This window comes from Luteibacter anthropi, from assembly GCF_023699965.1.
GTDB classification, from domain to species: Bacteria; Pseudomonadota; Gammaproteobacteria; order Xanthomonadales; family Rhodanobacteraceae; genus Luteibacter; species Luteibacter anthropi.
This window is the reverse complement of sequence record NZ_CP077072.1, coordinates 2,776,413-2,801,268: the sequence shown is the minus strand read 5'-3', so window position 1 is coordinate 2,801,268 and position 24,856 is coordinate 2,776,413. Positions and strand designations below refer to the sequence as shown.

At 66.2% G+C, this 24,856-nt stretch carries 24 protein-coding genes; 12 read left to right on the top strand and 12 right to left on the bottom strand.

The window, feature by feature from the left end:
• The 4 genes from moaCB to moaA are packed head-to-tail and all read right to left on the bottom strand — an operon-like array spanning position 1 to position 2,667.
• Positions 1–939 carry a bifunctional molybdenum cofactor biosynthesis protein MoaC/MoaB gene (gene moaCB / locus KR767_RS12285; protein WP_250876513.1) on the bottom strand — a complete coding sequence of 313 codons (939 nt, stop codon included), beginning with the start codon at positions 937–939 and terminating at the stop codon, positions 1–3.
• Positions 936–1,418, bottom strand: coding sequence for a molybdenum cofactor biosynthesis protein MoaE (locus tag KR767_RS12280; RefSeq protein WP_250876512.1), 483 nt, complete (start codon positions 1,416–1,418; stop codon positions 936–938). Before KR767_RS12280 ends, moaCB begins: the two co-directional genes overlap by 4 nt.
• Positions 1,418–1,657 (bottom strand): MoaD/ThiS family protein, encoded by a 240-nt coding sequence (locus KR767_RS12275; protein ID WP_250876511.1) that lies wholly within the window; start codon positions 1,655–1,657, stop codon positions 1,418–1,420. The genes KR767_RS12280 and KR767_RS12275 overlap by 1 nt, the downstream gene beginning before the upstream one ends.
• 26 nt (positions 1,658–1,683) lie before the next feature.
• Entirely contained in the window at positions 1,684–2,667 is a 984-nt protein-coding gene (moaA, locus tag KR767_RS12270; RefSeq protein WP_250876510.1) for a GTP 3',8-cyclase MoaA, read from the bottom strand.
• A 280-nt stretch (positions 2,668–2,947) separates the two neighbouring features.
• Between moaA and KR767_RS12265 the strand changes: the two genes are divergently transcribed.
• From KR767_RS12265 to KR767_RS12250, 4 genes are all read left to right on the top strand, one after another.
• Positions 2,948–3,358 (top strand): HU family DNA-binding protein, encoded by a 411-nt coding sequence (locus KR767_RS12265; protein ID WP_166947818.1) that lies wholly within the window; start codon positions 2,948–2,950, stop codon positions 3,356–3,358.
• Between the two features lie 252 nt (positions 3,359–3,610).
• Complete coding sequence (locus tag KR767_RS12260; protein ID WP_250876509.1) at positions 3,611–3,997, top strand: BlaI/MecI/CopY family transcriptional regulator; 387 nt, start codon at positions 3,611–3,613, stop codon at positions 3,995–3,997.
• 1 nt (position 3,998) lies between these two features.
• Positions 3,999–5,741 carry a M56 family metallopeptidase gene (locus KR767_RS12255; protein ID WP_250876508.1) on the top strand — a complete coding sequence of 581 codons (1,743 nt, stop codon included), beginning with the start codon at positions 3,999–4,001 and terminating at the stop codon, positions 5,739–5,741.
• 73 nt (positions 5,742–5,814) lie between these two features.
• The gene (locus tag KR767_RS12250) at positions 5,815–6,477 is read left to right on the top strand and encodes an HAD-IA family hydrolase (protein WP_166947812.1); all 663 of its coding nucleotides are present in this window, start codon (positions 5,815–5,817) and stop codon (positions 6,475–6,477) included.
• 542 nt (positions 6,478–7,019) lie between these two features.
• On the opposite strand, the gene KR767_RS12245 is transcribed toward KR767_RS12250, so the two are convergent.
• The 5 genes from KR767_RS12245 to KR767_RS12225 all read right to left on the bottom strand — a co-directional run bounded on the left by KR767_RS12245 (position 7,020) and on the right by KR767_RS12225 (position 11,552).
• The gene (locus tag KR767_RS12245) at positions 7,020–8,459 is read right to left on the bottom strand and encodes a sulfite reductase subunit alpha (protein WP_250876507.1); all 1,440 of its coding nucleotides are present in this window, start codon (positions 8,457–8,459) and stop codon (positions 7,020–7,022) included.
• Positions 8,456–9,400 (bottom strand): FAD:protein FMN transferase, encoded by a 945-nt coding sequence (locus tag KR767_RS12240; RefSeq protein WP_250879155.1) that lies wholly within the window; start codon positions 9,398–9,400, stop codon positions 8,456–8,458. Before KR767_RS12240 ends, KR767_RS12245 begins: the two co-directional genes overlap by 4 nt.
• Before the next feature lie 182 nt (positions 9,401–9,582).
• On the bottom strand, positions 9,583–10,392 hold the full coding sequence (locus tag KR767_RS12235; RefSeq protein WP_250876506.1) for a DUF4198 domain-containing protein: 810 nt from the start codon (positions 10,390–10,392) through the stop codon (positions 9,583–9,585).
• A gap of 12 nt (positions 10,393–10,404) precedes the next feature.
• Positions 10,405–10,914 carry a DUF2271 domain-containing protein gene (locus KR767_RS12230; protein ID WP_250876505.1) on the bottom strand — a complete coding sequence of 170 codons (510 nt, stop codon included), beginning with the start codon at positions 10,912–10,914 and terminating at the stop codon, positions 10,405–10,407.
• Between the two features lie 11 nt (positions 10,915–10,925).
• Positions 10,926–11,552, bottom strand: coding sequence for a PepSY-associated TM helix domain-containing protein (locus KR767_RS12225; RefSeq protein ID WP_250876504.1), 627 nt, complete (start codon positions 11,550–11,552; stop codon positions 10,926–10,928).
• A 157-nt stretch (positions 11,553–11,709) separates the two neighbouring features.
• On the opposite strand from KR767_RS12225, the gene KR767_RS12220 reads away from it, so the two are divergent.
• The 6 genes from KR767_RS12220 to KR767_RS12195 all read left to right on the top strand — a co-directional run bounded on the left by KR767_RS12220 (position 11,710) and on the right by KR767_RS12195 (position 16,681).
• Entirely contained in the window at positions 11,710–12,384 is a 675-nt protein-coding gene (locus KR767_RS12220) for a response regulator (RefSeq protein WP_166947800.1), read from the top strand.
• Complete coding sequence (locus KR767_RS12215) at positions 12,377–13,795, top strand: sensor histidine kinase (protein WP_250876503.1); 1,419 nt, start codon at positions 12,377–12,379, stop codon at positions 13,793–13,795. The genes KR767_RS12220 and KR767_RS12215 overlap by 8 nt, the downstream gene beginning before the upstream one ends.
• A gap of 89 nt (positions 13,796–13,884) precedes the next feature.
• Positions 13,885–14,727: an alpha/beta hydrolase gene (locus KR767_RS12210; RefSeq protein WP_166947984.1), complete on the top strand. Its 843-nt coding sequence runs from the start codon at positions 13,885–13,887 to the stop codon at positions 14,725–14,727.
• A gap of 4 nt (positions 14,728–14,731) precedes the next feature.
• Complete coding sequence (locus KR767_RS12205; RefSeq protein ID WP_166947796.1) at positions 14,732–15,091, top strand: EamA family transporter; 360 nt, start codon at positions 14,732–14,734, stop codon at positions 15,089–15,091.
• Positions 15,088–15,486 (top strand): DMT family transporter, encoded by a 399-nt coding sequence (locus KR767_RS12200; protein ID WP_166947794.1) that lies wholly within the window; start codon positions 15,088–15,090, stop codon positions 15,484–15,486. The genes KR767_RS12205 and KR767_RS12200 overlap by 4 nt, the downstream gene beginning before the upstream one ends.
• Complete coding sequence (locus tag KR767_RS12195; RefSeq protein WP_250876502.1) at positions 15,470–16,681, top strand: DegT/DnrJ/EryC1/StrS family aminotransferase; 1,212 nt, start codon at positions 15,470–15,472, stop codon at positions 16,679–16,681. The genes KR767_RS12200 and KR767_RS12195 overlap by 17 nt, the downstream gene beginning before the upstream one ends.
• Before the next feature lie 564 nt (positions 16,682–17,245).
• Here KR767_RS12195 and tsaB read toward each other — a convergent pair.
• Complete coding sequence (gene tsaB / locus KR767_RS12190) at positions 17,246–17,935, bottom strand: tRNA (adenosine(37)-N6)-threonylcarbamoyltransferase complex dimerization subunit type 1 TsaB (protein WP_250876501.1); 690 nt, start codon at positions 17,933–17,935, stop codon at positions 17,246–17,248.
• On the bottom strand, positions 17,932–19,269 hold the full coding sequence (gene creD, locus KR767_RS12185) for a cell envelope integrity protein CreD (RefSeq protein ID WP_250876500.1): 1,338 nt from the start codon (positions 19,267–19,269) through the stop codon (positions 17,932–17,934). Before creD ends, tsaB begins: the two co-directional genes overlap by 4 nt.
• A gap of 167 nt (positions 19,270–19,436) precedes the next feature.
• On the opposite strand from creD, the gene KR767_RS12180 reads away from it, so the two are divergent.
• Positions 19,437–19,850 carry a cupin domain-containing protein gene (locus KR767_RS12180; RefSeq protein ID WP_250876499.1) on the top strand — a complete coding sequence of 138 codons (414 nt, stop codon included), beginning with the start codon at positions 19,437–19,439 and terminating at the stop codon, positions 19,848–19,850.
• Between the two features lie 8 nt (positions 19,851–19,858).
• Here KR767_RS12180 and yoaA read toward each other — a convergent pair whose 3' ends face one another.
• Positions 19,859–21,784, bottom strand: coding sequence for a DNA repair helicase YoaA (gene yoaA / locus KR767_RS12175; RefSeq protein ID WP_250876498.1), 1,926 nt, complete (start codon positions 21,782–21,784; stop codon positions 19,859–19,861).
• Between the two features lie 78 nt (positions 21,785–21,862).
• Between yoaA and KR767_RS12170 the strand changes: the two genes are divergently transcribed.
• Entirely contained in the window at positions 21,863–24,619 is a 2,757-nt protein-coding gene (locus KR767_RS12170; protein ID WP_250876497.1) for a valine--tRNA ligase, read from the top strand.
• Positions 24,620–24,856: the final 237 nt, after the last annotated feature.

Sequence of the window (24,856 nt, the reverse complement as noted above, 5' to 3'; positions counted from 1 at the left end):
TCAGGACTCCCCGCCATAACCGCCCGGGTGGCGTTCGCCAGGGCGAACCGTATCGAGCAGGTGCACGATGCCGGGAAGCGTTGCCGCGAGCGACTCCGAGGCGCCGCCCCGACTGCCGGGAAAGGTGATGAGCAAGGTGTTGCCTGCGTAACCGGCCACACCGCGCGAGAGCATGGCAAATGGCATGCGCCGCTGGCCGAAGGCGCGCGCGGCCTCCATGATGCCCGGTATCTCGGTATCGATCAGGGGGCGGACGGTATCGACGGTGACATCGCGCGGACCAAGACCGGTGCCGCCCACGGTGATGACCAGCGGGGTGCCTTCCGATATGTATCCCCGCAGGGCACCCTGCAGCACCTGCGCATCGTCGGCGATGACCCGGTAAGCCACCGGCGTGAACCCGGCCTCGCCCAGCGCATCGCGCACGAAAGCACCGGCCGTGTCCCGCGCCTGCCCCGCCGCCACTGTATCGGAAAGAACGATCACCGCCGCCTGGCGTGGCTGCGACAACCGGCGCCGATGCTGGGATTTGCCGCCAGTCTTGCGTTCAAGGTGGCAGGCTTCGATATGCAGTTCCTCGGGCTCCGCATACGGCTTGAGCATGTCATAGAGCGTGAGCGCCGCGATGCTAGCGGCCGTGAGCGCCTCCATCTCGACGCCCGTCGGCCCGATGGTCTGCACCTCCGCAATGACACGCACGGAGGCCTCCGCCAGTTCGTAGGTAACCTCAGCCCGGTGGATGGGCAGCGGATGGCACAGCGGGATCAACTCGTCGGTGCGCTTGGCCGCAAGGATGCCGGCGACGCGCGCCGTCTTCAGGGCATCGCCCTTTTCCGTCTCGCCGCTGCGCAGCAGGTCGATGCAGTCCGCTGGCGCATGCAGGGTGGCCGTGGCGCGTGCAACGCGAAGGGAATCCGGTTTCTGGCTGACGTCTTTCATCCGTGACTCGTATGCGTGGGGTGGCGAGGTAAAACGTGAGGGACGTCGTGCCCGTCGTCCCTGATGCAGCAACCTTCGACGAAGGCACTGCTTCCGTCTGCGTAGAACTCCTCCTTCCAGATCGGGGCCCCGTGCTTCACGGCATCCACCGCATACCGGCAGGCTTCGAAGGCTTCCGCGCGATGCGGTGCCCTCACCACGCAGACGATGGCCACATCGCCAATGATGAGGTCGCCGAGCCGGTGTGCGATGCGCACGTACGGCACGCCGAAGCGCTCTTTCGTGGAGGCCTCCACCTCGCGGATGACCCTGGTCGCGACCGGTTCGTAGGCCGTGTAGCGCAGACGCCATACCTGACGACCCTCGTGATGGTCACGTACGGTGCCCACGAAAAGGGCCAGGCCACCGCATTCCGGATGGGCATGCAGCTCAAGCATGGGCTCGACGGCCAGGGGCGTATGAAAAAGAACCTCCATCATCAACCTCCCGCCACGGGTGGAAGCAGCGCGATGCGCCCGTCAGCCGGTACCGGATCGGCACGCCGCACGATCACATCCCCCGAGGCGCATGCACATCGCTCTACGAGGGAAGCGAGTTCTGGGCGTGCAGCCGCCAGTGCGCCCAGCGCCTCTCCGACGGTGGCGTAAACACCATCGAACGGCAGTTCCCTTGCGCCGGCCAGCCGCTCCAGGCTGGCGAAGAATTCGAAAACGATCATGATCGAAAGATATCCGTGGGCGGCCTTCAGCCACCCATTGCATGCATGGTGGTCGCCCTGTCCACCGGACCGGGACGGGACGCGTAACCGGCATCCTTGCGCCACACCGCCGTGCGTACCAGTGCCTCCAGTGCCGTGTCATCGGCGCCTTCGCGCATACGCATGCCGAGGGGCGTTCCGGTAGCCGAAAACAGGCAGGTGAACAGTTCGCCCGTGGCGGTGATCCGCAACCGGTCGCAGCTGGCGCAGAACGGCTGCGACACCGTGGAGATGATGCCGAGCGGGTAATGGCCATCGACAAGGTATGGCGTGGCCGGATCACTACTGCGCACCTGTCGCTCCACACGATGTTCCTCACGCAGGCCAGCGATGATTTCCGCTTCCGTCACCACGGCATCCTTTTGCCAGTGGCCGGGTGCATCCAGCGGCATGTATTCGATGAATCGCAGCGGTAATCCCCGCGCCATGGCCCAGGACAGCAAGGGACGCAGCTGGGACTCGTTGTCGCCACGGACCACGACCGCATTGAGCTTTATCCGTGCCCCCGTGGCCATCAGTGCGTCGATGCCAGCCAGGACCGGCGCCACCTCGCGGCGTGTCATGCGCCCGAAGGTATCCGCATCCAGGGCATCCAGGCTCACGTTGAAGTCGTCGATGCCGGCCGCCACCAGCGCTGCCGCCTGCGGCGCGATGAGCGACGCATTGGTCGTCATGGAAAGCCGCTGCAGCCCTTGCGCCTTCAGTGCGGAAAGGTCTTCCACGCAGGCCTGGAGATCGCGCCGCAGCAGGGGTTCGCCACCGGTCAGCCGGATATGCGTAATGCCTTGCCCGACGAACAGCCGGGCGAGCCTGAGCACCTCGTGTCGCTCCAGCAGGCTCGCGCGCGGCAGCCAGGCCGGATGCTCGGGCATGCAATAGGTGCAGCGGAAGTTGCAGCGGTCGGTAAGCGATATCCGCAGCTTTCGCTTGGTACGACCATGACTGTCGGCGAGTGGGAGCATCATGGCCATAGCGAAACACGTCGGGTGTAAGGCGGGCGTTGCGGGCGCGTCGCGCCCGTGGATGCATCGTGCCAGAGTTCTCGCCAGAAAGGAGCATGACATGCCCGCGAGGGTGCCTGAAGCTGACTTTTCCGCAACGCGTCACACAAAGGCCGAAAAAAAAGGACCGAAATCGGAAAAAAACTTCATGGACCCTATTTTCAGCGGACGAAACCAACGCTAGAGTGAGTCGCCCGCTGGGCACCGGCCGGAACGGCCGCCTCATTCGAATCACGTGACAAGGATAACCATGGCCACTACCAAGAAGCCGGCAAAGAAAACCGCCAAGAAGGCCCCCGCCAAGGCTGCCAAGACCGTAAAGGCTGCCAAGGCCTCGGTCGCCGTCAAGCCGATCAAGGAAACCTTCACCAAGTCGTCGCTCGTCGCGCATCTCGTCGAAGCCACCGGCGTGGTGAAGAAGGACGTCGCCGCCGTGCTGGCCTCCCTCGAGAGCGCCATCCATGCGTCGATCCACAAGAAGGGCGCTGGCGCCTTCACGCTGCCGGGTCTGCTGAAGATCACTGCCGTCAACGTTCCGGCCAAGCCGAAGCGCAAGGGCAAGAATCCGTTCACCGGTGAAGAGCAGGTTTTCGCTGCCAAGCCCGCTTCGGTGAAGGTCAAGGTCCGTCCGCTCAAGAAGCTGAAGGACGCTGCTGCCTGATCTTTCCGCGGTGGTTCGTCCGCCGCGTGATCGAGGCGCACCTGAAAGCCCCCGCCCCTGGCGGGGGCTTTTTTCATGCCATGTAGGAGCGCGCCTCGCGCGCGACAGCCTGGTTTCGAGTGCGTCAGGATTTTCGCCTTGACCGGTCGCGCGCGAGGCGCGCTCCTACAACAGCCGGTGTGCCGAAGGTCATGCTTGACTACAGTTGTCGTCAGGCGCACTCTGCCTACATCTGTAGTCAGAGGATAGGCCATGAACCGCAAGAGTATCGGCGACCAGGAACTCGCCCTCCTGCAGTACATCGAAGAAACCCCGCGAAGCTCGGTGGCCGACGTCTGCGCCGGCTACGGCGAGCCGCGCGGGCTGGCACGCTCCACCGTGCTGACGATGATGGAACGCCTGCGCGCCAAGGGTTACCTCACGCGCCGCAAGCACGACGGCGCGTTCCGCTACAACGCCACCAATGAAACCGGCGAAGTGATGACCGGTGCCGTCGCCCGTTTCGTCGAAAAGACCCTGCAAGGATCCGTCTCCCCCTTCGTCGCCTGGATGGCCGAGCGTGGCCAGGTCAGCGACACCGAACTGGCGGAACTGGAAGCCCTCGTAGGCACCCTGCAGTCACGCCGGAAGGAGCGCTGATATGGACGCCTTTGTCGACGCCCTCCTGCACCGCACGCTCCACGCATCGCTCCAGTCGTTCCTGCTTGCTGCACTCGTGTTCGCCCTGTGCCGGGCCATTCCTTCCCTGTCCGCCTCGCTGCGCGCATGGCTGTGGTGGCTGGTGTCGGCGCAGATGGTGGCTGGCATCGCCTGCCCCGACCTGTTCACCCTGCGCCTGCTTCCTGCGCAGCAGGTCGCCCGCACCGTCACCGCGCCCGTCGACATGAGCGCCATGCCGGACATCGGCAGCCTTGCCGTCACGAGCGAGCCGTCGACGCTGTCCTGGCAGACCGCACTGCTCACGGGCTGGGTCGTGGCTATTGTCGGACAACTCGTTTTTGCGCTCTGGCGCAGCCGCCATCTGCCCGGCCTGCTTCGCCGCGCCACGCCCCACGACGATGTGCGCGTGGAAGCTCTCTGCGCGCGACGCGCACGGGAACTGGGCCTGCGTCGATCCCCCCGGCTCATCGTCTCCGACGAAGTCGTCTCGCCCCAGGTGGTGGGCCTGCTCCGTCACACGATCCTGCTGCCGGCCGACGACACGCTAGCACCGGACGAACTGGACATGGCCCTCATGCACGAACTGGCGCATGTGCGCCGGGGCGACCTGTATCTGGGCTGGGTACCCGCGCTCGCACGCGCCATCTTCTTCTTCCATCCCGCCGCTCACCTGGCCGTACGTGAATACGCGCTGTGCCGCGAGGCCGCATGCGATGCAATGGTCGTGTCGCGTGGCCAGCGTCCCGCGCAGAACTACGGCCGCCTGCTGCTTCGCCTGGGTGTGTCACCTCACCCGCATCACGCCCTGCCCGGGGCGTCCCCCACCTTCCTGAACCTCAAGAGGAGGCTCGTCATGCTCGGTCGTATCCACGAAGCGCCGCCCCGCGCGCTGACCCTTGCCATGGTGTGCGTCGTCACGATGGCCGCCGCCCTCCCCTGGCGCATCGTGTCTGCCACGGACAACACGCCAACGTTCGTGACGGTGCCTCCGGCGCCCCCTGCTCCGCCCATGGCGCCTGCACCGCCGCCGCCCCCTGCACCTGCGGCCCTGGCAACCCCTGCCCCGAGGCCAGCACCCGCCGTACCGCGGGCACCTGCTGCACCGAGGACGCCTCACGTCATGACGACCTCGTCGAGCAACGTCAACATCGTGACCGTCACGGATGATCCGAAAAATGCCTTCATCTATCGCGACAACGACATCAGTGTGATGAGCGGCAGCTCCCACGACTTCGAGCGTGCCGATGCCCTGCGCAAGGACAACGGATACTTCGCGTGGTATCGCGACGGCAACAAGGCATGGGTGTTGCGCGACCCGGCTTACCTGAAGCGTATCCACGATGCCTACGCACGGGCATCGAAGGCCACCGACCTGCCCCAGCAGACAGCCGACCGCCAGCAGCGACTGGATCGCGAACAGGAAGCCCTGAACGAGCAGATGTCCAAGCTGTCGGAACGACAGTCCGAACTGGCCGAACGCAACAGCAACCCTGCCAGCCCGGAAAGCGCTGCCGGCTTCGCACAGGGCCACGCCACCATCGCCCAGGAGCAGGCTCTCATCGGCCTCAAGATGGGCAACCTGGCCCGTGAGCGCGCCGTGGAAGCCCGCAAGCTGGCCGAGCAGAACCAGCGCCAGCAACAGGCGGCCGAATCGGCCACCCGCGAGGTGAACCAGATCCTCGCCGACGCGGTGCGCAACCACGTGGCGGTGGAAGCCCACTGACGATTCACCTGCACTCCGGTATCGTGGGCGTTTTCGCGGGATACCGCGAAACGTCCCCTTCCCCGGAGGCAATATGCGACTTGAATCGGGCACGGTCATCGAGACGACCGCGCTGCTCTTCGACATGGATGGCACGCTGGTGGATTCCCGCGTGGTGGTCGAGAAAATCTGGAAGCGCTGGTGCGACGCGCACGGCCTCGACTGGGATTACGTCCTGCCCCGCCTGCACGGCGTGCGCATGTACGACTCGGTGAAGGAATTCACCCCGGCCGGTTACGATGTCGAGGCCGAATTCGAGAAGCTCTACAAGGAAGAGCTTGAAGATGTAGACGGCATCGTCCCCATCCCCGGCGCCGTCGAACTGCTGGCATCCCTGCCGCCGGATGCATGGACCATCGTCACCTCCGCCGACACGCCACTGGCCCTCGCACGCCTCGGCGCCGCCGGTATCAAGGCTCCCCCACGCATGGTCGCTGGCGAAATGGTCGCCAACGGCAAGCCGCATCCTGAGCCCTACCTGCTGGGCGCCAGCCGCATGAACGACACGAAGGACTTCCTCGTCTTCGAGGACGCCCGCGCCGGCATCGACTCCGGCCTGGCGGCCGGTGGCCGCGTCATCGCCATCGCAGGCGACCACCCGGAGGAAGTGCCGGACAACGTGGAATGGGTGACCGACCTCACCACCCTGCGCTACGCCGGCACGCACAACGGCAAAATCCACCTCCACGTCCTGTAGGAGCGCGCCTGCGCGCGACCGTTTGATACGTGGCGTCTCCGACTGAGGGAGCCCCTACCGAAGGTGTGGGAGCCGATCGCATCGGCGATGTTGCGCTCCGTAGTAAAGCAGCCCGTGTGGTGCGTCGCTCCGTAGGGTGGGCTCGCCTGTCGCCCTCGCATCGGCGCTCATACGTGGCGGTGCAGAGGCGACGGGGGCGGCCCTTGTCGCTCCGGCCTGCGGTGTCCCTCGGGAAAGGAGGAGCCGCTTCGCGGCTCGGTGTCTTATGGCTTCGCCCCTTCGGGCGCGGGGAGCGGGCGGGGTTTCCTGACTCGGCTCCTGCCTCGGCAGGAAAGGCCGGCCTTCCTGGCCGGCCCCGCTACGCGGCCTTATCCGCCCGCTCCCCTCACCTCCATCAAGTCGCGCCAAGGGCCGCCCCCGCCGCCTCTCCCCACGTGATCGCAGGCTGTTGTAGGAGCGCGCCTGCGCGCGACCGGTTGTAGCGAACACCATCATCGTTTCGATTCAACCGGTCGCGCGCAAGCACGCTCCTACAGTGGGGGTCAGTAGACGTCGCGGCGGTAGCGGGTGGTGGTTAGCAGGTGTTCTACGGCGGAATGGCCCAGGATGTCGCGTAGTGCGCTGTCTACACCGGGCGCCATGCCGGCGAGGCTGCCGCAGACGTAGATGGATGCGCCTTGGTTGATCCAATGGCGCAGGTGGCCTGCGCACTGGCGCAGATGATCTTGTACGTAGCGGGGACCTTCGGCGTCGCGTGACCAGATGAGGTCCAGGCGTTCGATGCAGCCTGTCGCCTTCCAGCGCTCCAGTTCGTCGACATGCAGACGATCGATCGCCGCGTGGCGCTCCCCATAGAGCAGCCAGTTGCGGTGATGGCCTCGCGTGATGCGCGTTTTCATCAATGCGCGCAGGCCTGCGATGCCGGTGCCGTTGCCGATGAGCAGCAGGGGGCATGCGTCGTCGGGGGCATGGAAACCGGGGTTACTGCGGATGCGCAGGTCGATCGTGTCGCCTTCGGCGGCTATGGCGGTGAGCCAGCCAGAGCCCTGGCCAAGTCGCCCGCCTTCGTCGCGCATCTGACGTACGACGAGGTGGAGTTCACCGTCGGCGGGGATGGAGGCGATGGAGTATTCGCGGTGAGGCAGTGTTAGCTCGTCGTCCCTGGTTTTGCGGGGGCCGATTTCTGCGATGTCTCCCGCAGCCCAGGCAAGTCGGGTGGGATCATCGGGAACCAGTGCGAGGTGGAAGCAGGGCTGCCCGGCGCTGCCGGGGTTGAGCAGGCGACGCTCGCGCAGTGTCCAGAGGGCGTAGTCCGGGCGCTTCCAGTCGGCGCTGTCGCTGGCCCCTGCCACATGCGTCAGCTGGTGCTGCCAGTGGCGTAACGCGCCGTCGTCGCCGTTGTTTACTTCGACGAGATCGAACCAGGTGCTGGCGCCGCTTTCGCGCAGCCAGCGGTCGAGTTCGTGGCCGAAGGCGCAGAAATCTTCGTAGTCGCGGTCGCCGAGTGCCAGTACGGCGTAGCGCAATCCCTGAAGCGCCGGATGGGTGGACATGACGTTACGGCGAAAACCCGTGGCAAGGTCGGGAGCGTCGCCTTCGCCCGTGGTGCTGACGATGAAAAGTGCCTGCTGGACGGCGAGCAGGCGCTTTTCGTCGACCTGCGAGAGTGATAACAGGTCGACCTGCCTGCCTGCGGAGCGCAGGCTGTTTGCCGTGCGCTCTGCGAGTTCTGTCGCGAAACCCGTCTGCGATGCATGGATGACCATGATCGCACCGGATGCCGGTAACGAGGGCGGGCGCGCAAGTCCGCGACGTGCGGACCGCCAGGTGTATGCGCCCCATGCCAGCGCCACGACGGCGGCGAGTGCTATGCGTTCCGGCGTGGCAAGGCGCGCACCGTGAAAGTCGTGGAGAGTGCTGAAACCCAGCACCACCGCCATGAGCGCAAGGCCGATAAGCGCCTGCCCTGTAACCGACTTCATGGGCTGGCCTGTTTCAACGCAGCGGCGAAGGCCGGTGACATGCGTTCTTCGAAACGTCCGTCCTTGCCGTAGAGGATGAACATCACGGCTACATGGTGGGCCTTTGCGTAGGCCATGCCTTGCTCGGGCCCCAGCACGGTCATCGTGGTGCCCATCGAATCGGCATGCATGCAGTCGTCGGCAAGGATGCTGACGGAGGCGACACGATGGGCCACCGGATAGCCGGTGCGTGGATCGATATGGTGCGAGTAAAAACGCCCGCCGCTTTCGAAGAAGTGGCGGTAGTCGCCGGATGTGGCGATGGCTTTGTCGGTCAGCGCGATGACGCGCTGTACCTCATCCGGGTCGTCAACGGCACCTGCCGCCGCGCCAGGGCGTTCGATGCCGACGTGCCATGGGCTGCCGCCGGGTTTGCGGCCCTTGCCGCGCAACTCGCCACCCACTTCCACCAGATAGGCCCGGATGCCCGAGCGATCCAGGAAGCGTGCGACCTGGTCTACGCCGAAGCCTTTGGCCACGGAGGAAAGATCCACGTAGATACCGCCCGGCTGAAAGGCGCGGTGGGTGGCGTCATCCAGGCGGATGCGTGACCAGCCGACGCGTGCGCGTGCGGCTTCGACGGTGCTGGGGTCCGGGGCTTCGTGTGGGTGTTTGTCGGGGCCGAACCCCCAGAGGTTTACCAGGGGGCCAACGGTCGGATCGTAGGCACCGCCGGAGTCTTTTGCGAGCGACAGCGCGTAGCTGAGTACCGTATAGAACTCGGGTGGCAGGGTTTGCCAGGTACCTGCGGGAGCACGGTTGAAGCGGCTGAGGTCGGACTCGGCTTCGTAGGTGCTCATCTGCGCGACGACGCGATCCACTTCGGCCTGGATGCCGTTGCGGATGGCGGTGTCGTTCGCGCCGTCGGGAAGCACCGCGTTGACGGACCAGGTGCTGCCCATGGTTTCGCCTTCGAAGCGGCGCACTTCGGTGGCAAGGGTGATGACGGGGAGAAAGAGCAGAAGGAACACAGCCCCCCTGTAGGAGCGCGCCTTGCGCGCGACCGGCATGGCGAGAACGCCGAGAATTCTCGTGATAACCGGTCGCGCGCAAGGCGCGCTCCTACAAGAGGTAGTGCCGCTTGTCATTGCGGCAGCACTTCCAGCGTGGCGGTGTAGGCCGCGCGGCGGGTCTTCGCTTCCTTGACCGTGGTCTTGTTGTCTTCGGTGGATGCGTTCACCCAGTACATGCCGGCCTTCGGGAAGGCGAAGCCGAACTTGCCGTCGGCATCGGTCGTGGTGTCCATCTCGTCCTGCGCATCGCGATAACGCGTGGCACCGGCCACGGCAACCACCTTCAGGTTCGCGGCGGGCTTGCCATCGAGCAGCAGCTGGAAGCTGGCCTTTTCCCCCGCCACCAGATCATTGGGCTGCGTCACCGGCACGAGTTCCAGCCCCTTGCCGGTGGGCTTCAGCGCTACGCCGCCGGGCTTGCCCTGGGTGACGAAGGTTTCGACGCGCGAAGCCATCTCGCTCACCTGCACGTTCTTCGCGTTGGCCGGGATACCTGTCCTGAGTTCGTCGGCCTTGCCGCGCCAGCGCTTTTTCTGGCCGTCCGCTTCGTAGCTCGCGAACAGGCCCTGGTTGACCATCGCAAGGCGATACGTGCCCTTCTGCGGCACGGGCAGGTCGAAGGCGCTGCGATATTTGCCGGTCCACGGATTCTCCGGCTTCACCTGCGAGCCGTCCGGTGCGGTGATGACCAGCTGGTCGAGCTGTGCGGGGAAGTGATCCGGGTAGTAGAGATCGTTGGAAATCGCGGCATCGACAGTCACCCACGCATCGTCGCTGGAGACGACCGTGGCGGAAGGGACCATCCACATCTTGTGCGCCTGCGCAGCGAAGGGCAGGACGAGGGCCGCACACAGCGCGGCACGAACGAGGGCGTGCTTCATCGGAGTCTCCCTTTACGGATTGATATCGAGGCTGATCTGGCCGAGTTCTTCGGAACCCTTGGCCGAAAGGTGCACCGGCGCCGTGGCCGGCCAGTCGAACGCGATGCGCTGGGCTTCGCGGCCGCCGACTTCACGCGCCGCTTCCACCACCAGTTCGTAATGTCCCGGTGCCAGCGTGCCCAGCGGCGGCTTGCCGCCGGTGAAGCGCAGCTGGTGCTGGCCGGCGGGGCGCGTCGCGCCGGAGACGCCGTCGATCGGCATCGCCTGTTCGCGACCACTGCGGCGCCACCACTGGCGCATGTCCTTCAGCCACTTGGTGCCTTCGCCGTCGGCCTTTTTCACGTCGTACCAGACGGCCAGATTGGCGGCGACGCTGTGGTCTTCGCGCTCGATCCACACGGCCACGTAAGGGCGGTGATATTCCGCAACCTTCAGCGTGGGGATCTCCACCGTGAGATTCATGTCGGCGGCAAAGGCCGGTGCAGCGGCAAGCCCGAGGGCCAGGAACAGGAAACGACGCATGGAATGTCCCGTCAGTGGATGAAAAGAAGGGCGACAAGCAGCGGCAGCACGAACCCGAGGGCCACCATCGGCCAGGTCATGCCGCGCTGGCCGGCATGCATCTTGAGCAGCAGCAGGCCGGTGAGCGCGAAGACCACGCAGGCCAGCGCGAACACGTCGATGAACCAGCTCCACACCGGGCCCGTATTGCGGCCCTTGTGCAGGTCGTTGAGATAGGCGAGCCAGCCGCGGTCGGTGACCTCGTAGTGAACGTCACCGGTTTCACGGTCGATGCTCACCCAGCCATCGCCGCCGGGGCGCGGCAGCGAGACGTACACCTCGTCGTTGCTCCAGTCGCCCGGCTTGTTTGCGACATCGGCGCCGGTGCGCTCCGCGACGAAGGTCGCGATCGCAGGTGCCAACGGTGCGGACTTCGTGTCCTGGGGTGCCACGAGCTGGCCGCGCAGGCCCTCCGGGAGGAGGGCGTCCTTCTGTTCCACCCGGGGCGCGGCCTCGATGCGGGCCGCATGATTCAGCGTGAAGCCGGTTACGGAAAACAGCAGCAAGACCACCAGCGACACGGCGGAACTGATCCAGTGCCAGCGATGCAAGTGTTTGATCCAGAAAGCGCGGCGTTGCCGGTCCACGGTGTCGCGCATAGCTGGAAGGTCCCCGGGGGCAATTGGCAAAAACATGCGAATGTTAAAATAAACGCGAATCGTTCGCAATTAATGACTTAACGCTTTCCTGCGAACCTGCCGTAAGCGTGCCGCCAGCGCATGCGTCCCTGCCCTGCCCCGGCGTATGCTTGGCACCATGCGCATCCTTCTCGCCGAAGACGACACATCGATCGCCGCCGCCGTACGCTCCTCGCTCGAACAAAGTGGTCACGCCGTGGACCACGTGACCGACGGGGTGACCGCCGACAACGCGCTGCGTGACCACGAATACGACCTGCTCGTACTCGACCTGGGCCTGCCCAAGCTCGACGGCAGCGACGTCCTTGCGCGCGCGCGAAAACGCGGCAACAGCCTACCCGTGCTGGTGGTGACGGCCCGCGAGGGCCTGAAGGAGCGCGTGCGCGTGCTCGACCTGGGTGCCGACGATTACCTGCTGAAACCGTTCGCGCTGGTGGAGTTCGACGCGCGCGTGCGCGCACTGCTCCGCCGTCGCACCAGCAATGGCACGCCGGAGTTCCGTATCGCCCGCCTGCGCCTGGATATACCCGGTCATCGCGCCTGGATCGGCGACCTGCCGCTCGACCTCACGGCACGTGAGTTCGGCCTTATCGAAGCCCTGGCCACCCGGGTCGACAAGGTGACCAGCCGCGCCCAGCTCGTCGAGGCGCTGTGCAACTGGGACGAAGACCTCACGGACAACGGCCTGGACATCGCCCTGCACCGCCTGCGCAAGAAGCTCCAGGGCTCCGGCACCAGCGTGCGCACCATCCGCGGCCTGGGCTACCTGCTCGAAGAAACCGCGGATGCCTGACCGCCGTCACGCGGCCCAGCGGCCGCCGCGGCCCAGCCTGCGCCGCCGCCTGCTCACCTTCCTGCTGGTGCCCGTGCTGGTCGTGCTCGTGCTCGATACGGTGATCGGCTATTTCATCGCGCTGGCGTATTCCAACCACATCCACGACACCGACCTGTCCGACCAGGCTCTCACCCTGTCAGAGCTGATCGGCAACGATGCACTCAGCGGCGAGCTCTCGGAACAGGCCCGGTTCCTGCTCGAATACGATCCCGACGGCCGCAATTACTACACGGTGGTCAGCGACCGGCACGGCCGGATTGTGGGCAACGCCGAGCTGGACGGCCCCGAACGCAACGTGCACGTGGACGCGCCGCCGCGCCTCTATGACACCACGCTCGGCCGTCGCCCCTTGCGCGCTGCGATCATGCGCGTGCCCAACCGCCACGAAGACGGCGACATCCTGACGATCACCGTGGCGGAAAACCTGCGCGACCGCCACATCCGTGCCCGCGAGATCCTGTTTCTCACCCTGCCGATGCAGGCCCTGCTGATTGCCGCCGTGCTGCTGCTGGTGTGGTTCGGCGTGAGCCACGGCCTGGGCGTGCTGGAACCGCTGACCACGCGACTCGGACGGCGCGGCCACGACCTGGGGCCGATCGGCGAGGAAGACGTGCCCATCGAAATCCTGCCGCTCACACGCACCATCGACGACCTGTTCGCCCGCATGCGCAACATGATCGGCCTGCAGGAGCGATTCATCGCCGATGCCGCGCATCAGTTGCGCACGCCGCTGGCCGGCATCCAGATGCATGTCGAACGCTACGAGGGCATGGAAGACCCCGCCCAGCGCATCGAAGCCATGCGCCACGTGCATCGCCTGGCTGCCCGTGCGGCGCGCACCTCGGCACAGCTGCTGGCGCTCACCCGCACGCAGTCGCCCGATCTGCCCGACCACGATGGCATGGCCCTCATCGACCTCAGCCAGGTCGTGCCCGAGGCCGTGTCGATGCGCGTCCACCAGGCCATCGCGCAGGGCGTGGACCTCGGCTACGAAGGGCTCGAACGCCCGTGCTTCATCCGTGGCGATGCGTTGCAGATCCAGGAAACCATCGACAACCTCGTGGACAACGCCTTCCACTACGCCGGTCGCGGCCATAGCGTCACCGTGTCGGTGGAAGACGCCGTCGGCGATATCGTGCTGGCGGTGGAAGACGATGGCCCCGGCGTACCCGATGCCTTCCTGGCCCAGCTGGGCGAGCGCTTCTTCCGCGTGCCCGGCAGCGATGAAGACGGCACGGGCCTTGGCCTTGCCATCGTCGAGAGCATCGCCGAACGCCACTCCGCACGCGTGGAATTCATGCACGGCGAGGTGGGTGGCCTGCGTGTCGAGATCCGTTTCCCTGCCCCGGGGCCGCACCACAGCACCTGACAGGCCCCGCCCAGCCCCGGAAAGCCACATGAAACCGGAGGCATGGCACCATGTCATCATTGAAAGTCCCTGAAGGGCAGAGGCGTCCAGTGAGCGAGACGGCGGAATTCCAGTTCGAAGGCGGGCGCGATGGCGTCCTCCTCATCCATGGCCTGACCGGCACCCCCACCGAGATGCGACTCGTCGGCAAGGGGCTGAACCGCGCGGGTTTCACCGTCGTGGGCGTGCAGTTGGCGGGTCATTGCGGCACCGAAGACGATCTTCTGGCCACCACCTGGCAGGATTGGTACGACAGCGTGGAGAAGGCTGCCGAGCAGCTGCGCGGCAAGGTCGACCGCCTGTTCGTGGCCGGCCTGTCCATGGGCGCCGTGCTGGCGCTGCGCCTTGCCGCCACGCGGCCGGAGTGGGTCTCGGGCGTGGGCGTGTTCGGCGCCACGTTCCGCTACGACGGCTGGTCCATGCCCTGGATCGAGCGTCGCTTCAACTTCCTGCTGCCCATCCTCAAGTCGCTGGGCATCGGCAAGAAAGTGAGCTTCCAGGAAAAACCGCCCTACGGCATCCGTGACGAGCGCCTGCGCGCGCAGATCAGCTCGGCCATGCTCTCGGGCGACAGCAAGAGCGCCGGCCTGCCGGGCAATCCCTGGTTCGCCGTGGCCGAGATGATGGCCCTGGCACGCGACACGCGCCGTCGCCTGCCGCAGGTCACCGCACCGTGCTTCATCGCCCATGCGGTAGACGACGACATCGCGAGCGTCCGTAGCAATGCCGACCTCGTCGCGCGCCGGGTCAGCGGCCCCATTGAGATTCTTCTGCTTGGCGACAGCTATCACATGATCACGGTCGACCGCGAACGTCGCCTGCTGATCGAGCGCACCGCCGACTTCTTCAGCCGGATCGCGCGCGACGCACGTCCCACACGCATGGCAGCCTGACCGCATGAATGGTCTGGTTGTCGCGTTGTGGATCGCGAACGTCGTACTCGATACCGGTGGCCAGCTGGCCTTCAAGGCCGCCGCCAGCGATGAACGCGCGGGCGATGGCCTCGCCCGCTGGAAGTACATGCTGGCCCGCCCGTGGATCTGGACAGGCATCGGCTGTTATGTCGCCGAATTCCTCGTGTGGATCGCCTTCCTCTCGCTGGTACCGCTCTCCGAGGGCGTGCTGCTGGGCTCGATCAACATCGTGGCGATCATGGTCGCGGGCCGCTTCCTGTTCAACGAAAAACTGAGCCCGCTGCGGGTCACCGGCATCCTGCTGGTGGCCGCGGGCGTGGCCATCGTGGGTGTGGGTACATGAAGCGCTTCTATCTCATCGGCTTCGCCATGCTCATGGCGTTCGACACGCTGAACCTCGTCTGCTTCAAGATGGCCGGCAGCCATGCGCTGCCCGTAGAGATGAGCACCGAGTGGGTGATGCGCGTGTTCTCCCATCCGTGGATCTACGGTGCGGTGGTCGGCTATATCGGCGCTTTCCTCACCTGGATGAGCCTGCTCAAGCACGCGCCCATCGGGCCGGCATTCGCGGCGTCGCACCTGGAAGTGATCAGCGTGATGGTGCTGTCGTGGTGGGTCTTCCACGAGCCGATCGGCATGCCGCAGATCATCGGCGCCGTGGCGATCATCGCCGGCATCGTCTGCCTGGCCTTCGCCGAGAGCGACGACGAGACCAGCAGCGATGCGGTTACGGCCTGAGCGCGAATCGCCGCCCACTGCCGGCCTGCCGCTAGGCCTGCACGACCTCGCCGGCTCCGTCGCCGCGCCGCTCACCGCGCAGGCGGCGACATGGCTGGGCGTTGAAGAAGTCCAACTGGAATGCTCGGGGACGGCGGCGCTCACGGTAGCGCTGACCGCCTTGTCGGAACACGCGCCCTCCCGCCGGGAGGTCGCCATCCCCGCCTATACGTGTCCACTGGTGCCCCTGGCAGTGCGCCGCGCGGGTCTCGTGCCCCGCCTGGTCGACCTGCTTCCCGGTCACTTCGACATGGACCCGCAGCGCCTCGCCGAGGCCTGCGGCGAACAGACACTGGCCGTGGTGCCCACCCATCTCGGCGGCCGCCTGGCTGATGTCGCCACGGCCAATGCCATCGCCCACCCTGCCGGCGCGCTCACCATCGAAGACGCTGCGCAGGCGCTGGGCGCACGTCTCGACGGCGGCTTCGCGGGCACACGGGGTGATATCGGTTTCTTCAGCCTGGCAGCCGGCAAAGGCCTGTCCATCTTCGAAGGCGGCCTGCTGGTCGCGCAGGACGAGGCGTGGCGCGCGCGTTTTCGCCGTGCCAGCAAGCGCATCGCCCGCTGGCATCCCGGCTGGGAGTTGCGCCGCACGCTCGAACTGCTCGGCTACACGGCACTGTATCGCCCACGCGGCATGGCCCTCGCCTATGGCAACGACATGCGCCGCTCGCTGCGCAAGGGCGACCTCATCGGCGCGGCAGGCGAACACTTCAGCGCCGATTTTCCCCTGCACACCGTGGGACGCTGGCGCCGCGCCGTCGGCGCCAGGGCCTTCCCGCGACTGGCGCAATTCATCGACATCACCACGGCGCAATCTCGCGCGCGATTGCCGCGACTGGCATCGATCCCCGGCGTGCACGCGTTCTCCGACGAAGGCGGCACCTGGCCTTACCTGATGTTGCGCATGCCCGACGAACGCACACGCGATGCGGTGCTCGCACGGTTATGGGCATCACGATACGGCGTGGCACGCATGTTCATCCACGCCCTGCCCGACTACGACTACCTCGGCAGCATGCCCGGTGGCGATAACGTCCCCCACGCCCGCGACTTCGCGGCGCGCACGCTCACCATCACCAACAGCCCCTGGCTCGACGACGTAGCATTCGAACACGTATGCGCCGTCATCGAAGCCACCGTAGCCCTCTCCTGACACACACCCTGTAGGAGCTCGCCTTGCGCGCGACCGGCCAGGCGAGACGTTGACGACATTCGCGACAACCGGTCGCGCGCAGGCGCGCTCCTACAGCAAGCCGCGATCACGTTGGGAGAGGCGGCGGGGGCGGCCCTTGGCGCGACTTGACGGAGGTGAGGGGAGTGGGCGGAAAAGGCCGCGTAGCGGGGCCGGCCAGGAAGGCCGGCCTTTTTCGCCGAGGCAGGAGCCGAGTCGAAAAACCCCGCCCGCTCCCCGTGCCCGAAGGGGCGCAAGCCATAAGACACTGAGCCGCGCAGCGGCTCCTCCTTTCCCGAGGGACACCGCAGGCCGGAGCGACAAGGGCCGCACCCGTCGCCTCTAAGCCGCCACGTGCCAGCGCCGAGTGCGAGGCCGTTAGGCGAGCCCTTCCTACGGAGCGACGCACCACACGGGCTGCTTTACTACGGAGCGCGAAATTGCCGATGTGATCGGCTCCCACACCTTCGGTAGGTGAGCCCCTTTTCAACTGGCGACGCCACGTATCAAACGGTCGCGCGCGAGGCGCGCTCCTACAACGGCGGGTCAGGCTTTGCCTTGTTCTACCAGGGTGAGGGCGACCTTGTCGCGCAGGTAGACCGGCAGCGCCAGTTCCGGGGCCACCGCCTCGCCGGCGCGGAAGCGCTTTGCCGCGATTTCCGCCACGTGGCGTGCCTGTGGATAGCGCAAGCCCTCCGACGAGCGGACAGGCGCATGAATACGCTCGCGCAACACGGAGGCGTAGGTCTCCCAGCCCGTGCCGACCACATGCCATGCCGAGGCTTCCGGCAGGATGAGTGCGGCGGCGGTATCCACGCGTTCGCGATCCAGCAGCGTCACGCTGCCGTCGTTCTCGCGCTTCCACGCAGCCACGTAGATCTCGCCCATGCGCGCATCGATCACGGAAAGAATGGCCGCGTCGTCCTCAGGGGCTTCCAGCGCCAGCGCCTCCAGCGACGACACCGTGACCACCGGGATATCCAGTGCCAGCGCCATGCCTTGCGCCAGTGACACGCCCAGGCGCACGCCCGTGAACGCACCCGGCCCACGGCCCACGGCGATGCCCTGCAAGGCCTCGCGCTTCAGCCCGGCTTCTGCCAGCAGTTCGTCCGCCATCGGCAGCACCAGCTCGGCGTGTCTGCGGGGGGCGATCTCGCTGCGCTCGATCACTTCATCGCCGTGCACGAGGGCGACGGAGCAGGCTTCGGTGGAGGTTTCGATGGCGAGGTAATTCATGGCGTTTCCGGCGTTGGGTTGAACGGCACGCCATAGGCGTACCAATCGATGCGGCGGGTCAGGTACATGAGGAGCGCAACCACTGCCACGAGCACGACCGAGCCGATCAGCAGGGCGTACTGCTCCGCACCGATCAGGCCATACAGTATGGCGTAAACCAGGGCCAGCACGCCGCCCAGCAACAGGCCGGCCCGGCGCGCCCGCAGCACCGCCGTGGCATAGCCACCCACGATCAGCACCACCGCGGCCGCGGCCACGACATAGGCCCAGCCAAAGCCGATCTGCTCGGACAACGCCAGAAGGAGCACATAGAAGCTCGCCATCGCCGCCCCCACCAGCAGGTACTGCACCGGATGCAGGCGCAAGCCCTTCAGTACCTCGAACAGGAAGAACGCCACGAAGGTCAGCGCGATGAACAGCAAGCCGTATTTACCCGCACGGTCGTTCTGCTGGTAGACACTGCCGGGCTGGTACAGCGTGACGCCGAACGACGAGGGTTCCAGTCGCTCGGAGACGTCGCGATCCCCTGCGTCCCAATGCTGCCCATAGGAGCGATTGAGATCCAGCACCCGCCAGTCGGCGTCGAAACCCCTGGCCGTCACCGATCGGGTGCCTGGCAACAAGGCGCCGATGAAACTCGGATCAACCCACGGCGAGCGGATGCGCACGCTGTTCGAGCGCGCCAGGGGCAGTACGGAAAACGATTCGGTACCTGCAATACGCAGGTTCAGCGCGAAATCCACGGGTGTATCGCGCTCGGGATCGACAGGCATGGGCACCGACAGCACCGTATAGGGCCCCATGCGCGCCGTGGACGACGCCAGCCGCGCCGGATGCCCGTCGACCGTGAACGATGTAATGCCTTGCAGGCCTCGCGTGTCTGCAATCAGCAGGCGAAGTTCTGCCTTGTCGCTGTCCCATCGCGTATCGCTTCCCGTGGCAAGGCGCCGGATATCCGCCGGCTGGATACGACCACGGACGGCCACCTCCCCCGTGTAGATGGGCACCTCGTACATGCCCACCCGGCGACGATCCACGGCGAGGTCCGCCACGGTATCCAGTTCGTCGGCAAGCACGATCTCCGAGGATTCCCGCACGCCCAGCGACTTGCCGTCGCTGCTGCGAACCTCCGTACGCGTCGGCACCGACAGCACGAGGCCACCAAGGGTCTGTGCCCCGCCCCAGCCTTCGGCCACGCGGGTGGATGCGTTATGGCGCATCTGTTGTCTCTCGCGCACGAGTCCGTCCGACTGCGACAACGGAATCAGCATGAGCAAGGCGAGCAGTCCGATGCCAAGAACCTTGGCGGTAATGGATTGCGTCCAGCGAAGCATCGGCGGTGTCCTTTCGTAGGTAGTCGCCCCGGATGCTGTGGGTTGCTCCTGTTGCCGTGCGGCGGCGCGAATGGCGATGCGCGGGCAATCGAGGGCGAAAAGAGGCGAAGACCTGAGCAACTTCGCAGGTTTTCGTGAGAGTGTTCTCATGACAGGAGGACGCTTTCATGGCGAGCATCGGGGCAGTCCACATGCGAGGCCCCGTCATGCCGCCCGCCCAGCTTGCGATCCCTCTTGCCATCCTTCTCGGTGCCCTGCTCGCCCTGGCCATGTCGCCCGCGCCGGGAGATGCGTTTCTACTCCGGCAGCGGCTGCTTGCACCCGCCTACCTGGACGACCAGCCACCGATGCGCATGCTGCGGATATCCATCGGTCCCGGAGCCTCGCTGCCCTGGCATCGCGACGCCTTGCCCGACTCGGGCTATCTGGTCGAGGGCGAGCTATGGCTGGTGGAGCGGGATGGCAGCGAGACCGTGATTCGCCCGGGCGATGCGCTGGCCGAGCGCCTGGACGTTGCCAGCATGGGTTCTGCCGGTCCGCGGGGCGCCACGGTCATCGTCTTCTACGCGAAAGAGGCCTGATGCCCCGCTCAGTCCGGCGCGTGCCCGGCTTGCAGGAAGGCCACGGCTTCCGCCAGTTCGCGCGTCCTCGGCATCGGCGGCAGGCTCGCCAGAAACAAGCGGCCGTAGCCCTTGCTGGACAGGCGCGGATCGCAAAGCACCAGCACGCCGCGATCATGCACGTCACGGATAAGGCGCCCCACACCCTGCTTGAGCGCGATCACCGCCGTAGGCACCTGCCAGCCCATGAAGGGGTTGATTCCGGCCGCCTCAAGGGCCTCCAGGCGCGCCTGGAGCACCGGGTCGTCGGGCATGGCGAACGGGAGCTTGTCGATCACCACCACGCCAAGGGCATCGCCTGCCACATCCACGCCCTCCCAGAAGCTGGCCGCGCCCAGCAGCACGCCTCGCCCGCTCTGGCGGAATTCCTCCAGCAGGCGGTGACGAGGTGCCGTGCCCTGCACGAACAGCGGCCAGGGCACCCGCCCCTCCATCAGTTCGGCGGCACGGCGCAAGGCGCGATGAGAGGTGAATAGCAAAAAGGCGCGGCCGTCGGATGCGTCCAGGATCGGCCGGATCGCAGCCACGACCTTGTCCGTGTAATCGCGGGCGGCGGGTTCGGGGAGATCCTTCGGCAGATAGGCCAGCGCCTGGCGGCCGTAATCGAAAGGGCTTTCCACATGCAGCGTGCGCGGGTCTTCAATGCCCAGCTGGCGGGCAAAATGCTGGAAGTCACCGGCGATGGAGAGCGTGGCCGACGTGTGGATCCACGCCGCATCCGTCGACATGCGCATGGCGCGCAATGGTGCCGAGAGATCCAGGGGCGTAGCGTGCAGCGCGAAGCCACGTGGCCAGGTCTCGTACCAGCGGACATCCGACACCGAATGCTCTTCGGCGATGCGATCCAGGCGCAGGCTCAGCATCTGCGCGCGCTCATGCACATTCGCCAGGCCGCGCGAGCGTTCGCCCAGCCCTGCCAGAAGATCCGCCAGCGCCGCCACGACATCGCGAAGCTCGGTCAGCAGTGCATGCACGGCCTCGTGGCGGTCGAGCGCCCCGATGGGGCCGCGCTCGGGCAACGGGTCCATCGCCAGGCGCAGGCGCCGGACCAGGTCCTGCACCACGTCCACCGGCTCCAGCAGCTGGCTGGTGGCACCGGTCACGCCCTGCGCTTCGGTCAAGGCGTCCTGCGCCAGCTCGGTCAGCTGTCGCGAACTGACGCTCTGCGAAAAGAACTGGCCCGCCAGCTCGGGAATCTGATGCGCCTCGTCGAGGATGAAGGCATCCGCGCCGGGCAGGATTTCGCCAAAACCTTCCTGCTTCAACGCCAGGTCGGCCATCAGCAGGTGGTGGTTGACCACCACCACGTCGGCATCCATGGCCTCGCGGCGGGCCTTCACGACGTGGCAGTCGTCGAAGAACGCACATTCCACGCCGAGGCAGTTCTCCGGCGTGGAAGTCACCCGTGGCCAGAGGGCGGAATCTTCCGGCACCTCGACCATTTCCGACTTGTCGCCATAGCGGGTGCGCGCCGACCAGGCACGGATCGCCGAGAGCTGACCTGCGACTTTGCGGTCCGGGTTGCCCTCGCGGACGGCCTGGTCGAGCCGGTGCAGGCAGAGATAATTGGCGCGCCCTTTCAGCAGGCTGACCTTGGCGCGGCTGCCCAGCACCGAGCGCACCCGGGGCAGGTCGCGAAAGAACAGCTGGTCCTGCAAGGCCTTGGTGCCGGTGGAAACGATGACCTTGCGCCCCGACATCAGGGCAGGTACGAGGTAGGCGAAGGTCTTGCCGGTGCCCGTGCCGGCCTCGGCGATCAGCAGGTCGCGCTCGTCGATGGCCTCCGCCACGGCCGCCGCCATGCGCTGCTGGGCCTCGCGCGGCGCGAAACCGGGTACTTCACGGGCAAACGGACCTTCCGCGCCGAGGATCGCGGCCACTTCGTGTTCAGTCATCCGGCCAGTATCGCCTACAATGGCCGTCTTTTCGCCTGTCATTGCGCGCCGTTGCCGGCGCGAACCGAGAGCCAACGCATGGACAAGAGTTTCGAGCCCAGCCAGATCGAGTCGAAGTGGTACGCCCAGTGGGAGGCCAACGGCTACTTCAAGCCGTCCGGCAAGGGCACCCCCTACACGATCATGCTGCCGCCGCCCAACGTAACGGGCACGCTGCACATGGGCCATGCGTTCCAGCACACCATCATGGACACGCTGGTCCGCTACCACCGCATGCGCGGCTACGACACCCTGTGGCAGCTCGGCACCGACCACGCGGGCATCGCCACCGAGATGGTGGTTACCCGCCAGCTCAATGCCGAAGGCAAGCAGCGCTCGGACTTCGACCGCGAGTCGTTCATCGAGCGCGTGTGGCAGTGGAAGAAGGAATCTGGTGGCACCATCGGCCGCCAGATGCGCCGCCTCGGCGTGTCGGGTGACTGGAGCCGCGAGGTCTTCACCATGGACGAGGGCCCGTCGAAGGCCGTCGTCGAAACCTTCGTGCGCCTGCACGAGGAAGGCCTGATCTACCGCGGCCAGAAGCTGGTCAACTGGGATCCGGTGCTGAAGACCGCCATCTCCGATCTCGAAGTGCTCAGCGAAGAGGAAGACGGCTCGCTATGGTCCATCCGCTACCCGCTGGCCGACGGCTCGGGTGAGCTCGTCGTCGCCACCACGCGCCCGGAAACCATGCTGGGCGACGTCGCCGTGGCCGTGCATCCGGAAGACGAACGCTACGCGCACCTCGTCGGCCGCACGCTCAAGCTGCCATTGTCCGATCGCGAGATCCCGATCATCGCCGACGATTACGTCGAGAAGGATTTCGGCACGGGCTGCGTGAAGATCACCCCGGCACATGACTTCAACGACTATGCCATCGGCCAGCGCCACAACCTGCCGATGATCAACATCCTCACGGACGACGCGCAGATCAACGACGCGGCGCCGGAGAAGTATCGCGGCATGGATCGCTACGTCGCCCGCAAGGCCGTGCTGGCCGATCTGGAAGATCAGGGCCTGCTCGTCGAGACGAAGAAGCACAAGCTCCAGGTGCCGCGCGGCGACCGCACCGGCCAGGTGATCGAACCCTACCTGACCTGGCAGTGGTTCGTGAAAATGGACACCCTCGCCCCGCGTGGCCTCGAACTGGTCGAGCAGGGCCACGTGAAGTTCGTGCCCGAGAACTGGATCAACACCTACCGCCACTGGCTCGGCAACATCCAGGACTGGTGCATCAGCCGCCAGCTCACCTGGGGCCACCAGATCCCCGCGTGGTACACCGACGACGGCCGCATCATCGTGGCGCACGACGACGCGGAAGCGGCGACGCTGGCCGCGCAGCAGGGCTACACCGGCAAGCTGCGCCGCGACGACGACGTGCTGGAGACCTGGTTCTCGTCGTCGCTGTGGAGCCATTCCACGCTGGGCTGGCCCGACCCACAGGCGCAGGCCGAGCGCGGTTTCGACCGCTACCTGCCCACCAACGTGCTGGTCACGGGCTTCGACATCATCTTCTTCTGGGTGGCCCGGATGATCATGATGACCGACCATTTCACCGGCCAGGTGCCCTTCAAGGACATCTACATGACGGGCCTGATCCGCGACAAGGACGGCCAGAAGATGTCCAAGTCGAAGGGCAACGTGCTCGACCCGCTCGACCTCATCGATGGCATCACGCTCGACGAACTGCTCGCCAAGCGCACGCGCGGGCTGATGCAGCCGAAGATGGCCGAGAAGATCGAAAAGGCCACCCGCAAGGAGTTCGCCGAAGGCATCCCCGCCTTCGGTGCCGATGCCCTGCGCTTCACCTTCGCCTCGCTCGCCACGCATGGCCGTGACATCAAGTTCGACCTTGAGCGTTGCGGCGGCTACAAGGCCTTCGTCAACAAGCTCTGGAACGCCTCGCGCTTCGTGCTGATGAATCTTGGCGATGGCCCGGTCGAGAAGGTTGCACCCACGACGGAAGCCGAGCGCTGGATCCTCACCCGCCTGCGCGACACGCTTGCCACCGTGAAGGAACAGCTGGCAACTTATCGTTTCGACCTCGCAGCCCAGGCGCTTTACGAGTTCACCTGGAACGAGTTCTGCGACTGGTTCCTCGAACTGTCCAAGCCGGCACTCAACAGCAACGATGCCGCGGCCGTCGCTTCCACGCGCTATACGCTGGTGCATGTGCTGGAAACGCTGTTGCGCGCGCTGCACCCGCTGATTCCGTTCGTCACGGAAGAAATCTGGCAGAACGTGCGTCCGGTGCTCGGCATCGAAGGCGAGACGATCATGCTGCGCCCCTACCCCGAAGCCGACGAAGTGCCGGCCGATGCCACGGCAACGGCCGAGATCGAATGGGTCAAGGGCGTGCTCACGGGCGTGCGCCGCATCCGTGCGGAGATGAACATCGCACCGGGCAAGGTCATTCCGCTGCTGTTCGCCGATGGCGACGCCGCCGATCGTGCCCGTGCGGCGAAGTTCGCCGCGCAGATCGCCTTCCTCGGCCGTGTCGAATCGCCGGTGTGGGTCGACGGTGACGAGCCGGCAGCCGCCGTGGCAGTGGTCGGTGGCATGCGTGCGCTGATCCCGCTCGAAGGCCTGATCGACGTCGGTGCGGAAAAGACGCGCCTCGCCAAGGAAATCGCCCGCGTCGAAGGCGAGATCCGCAAGTGCGAAGGCAAGCTGGGCAACGCCAGCTTCGTCGCCAACGCACCAGCGGAAGTCGTGGATCAGGAGCGCCAGCGCATCAGCGACTGGACGCGCCAGGTCGATGCGCTGAAGGAACAGGCCCGCAAGCTGGGCAGCTAAGCCCCGCTCGTGTAGGAGCGCGCCTCGCGCGCGACCGGCATGATCGCAACGCCGGTCGCGCGCAAGGCGCGCTCCTACAAATCAGGTCATCGCCACCGGGAAACGCACCGCTTCCCATGTAGGAGCGCGCCTGCGCGCGACCTCCTGTTATCGCAACGACCGGTCGCACGCGAGGCGCGCTCCTACAGAAGGGCTGGTCAGTCGCCGGAAATGACGAGGCCGGCAATGCCGGCCTCT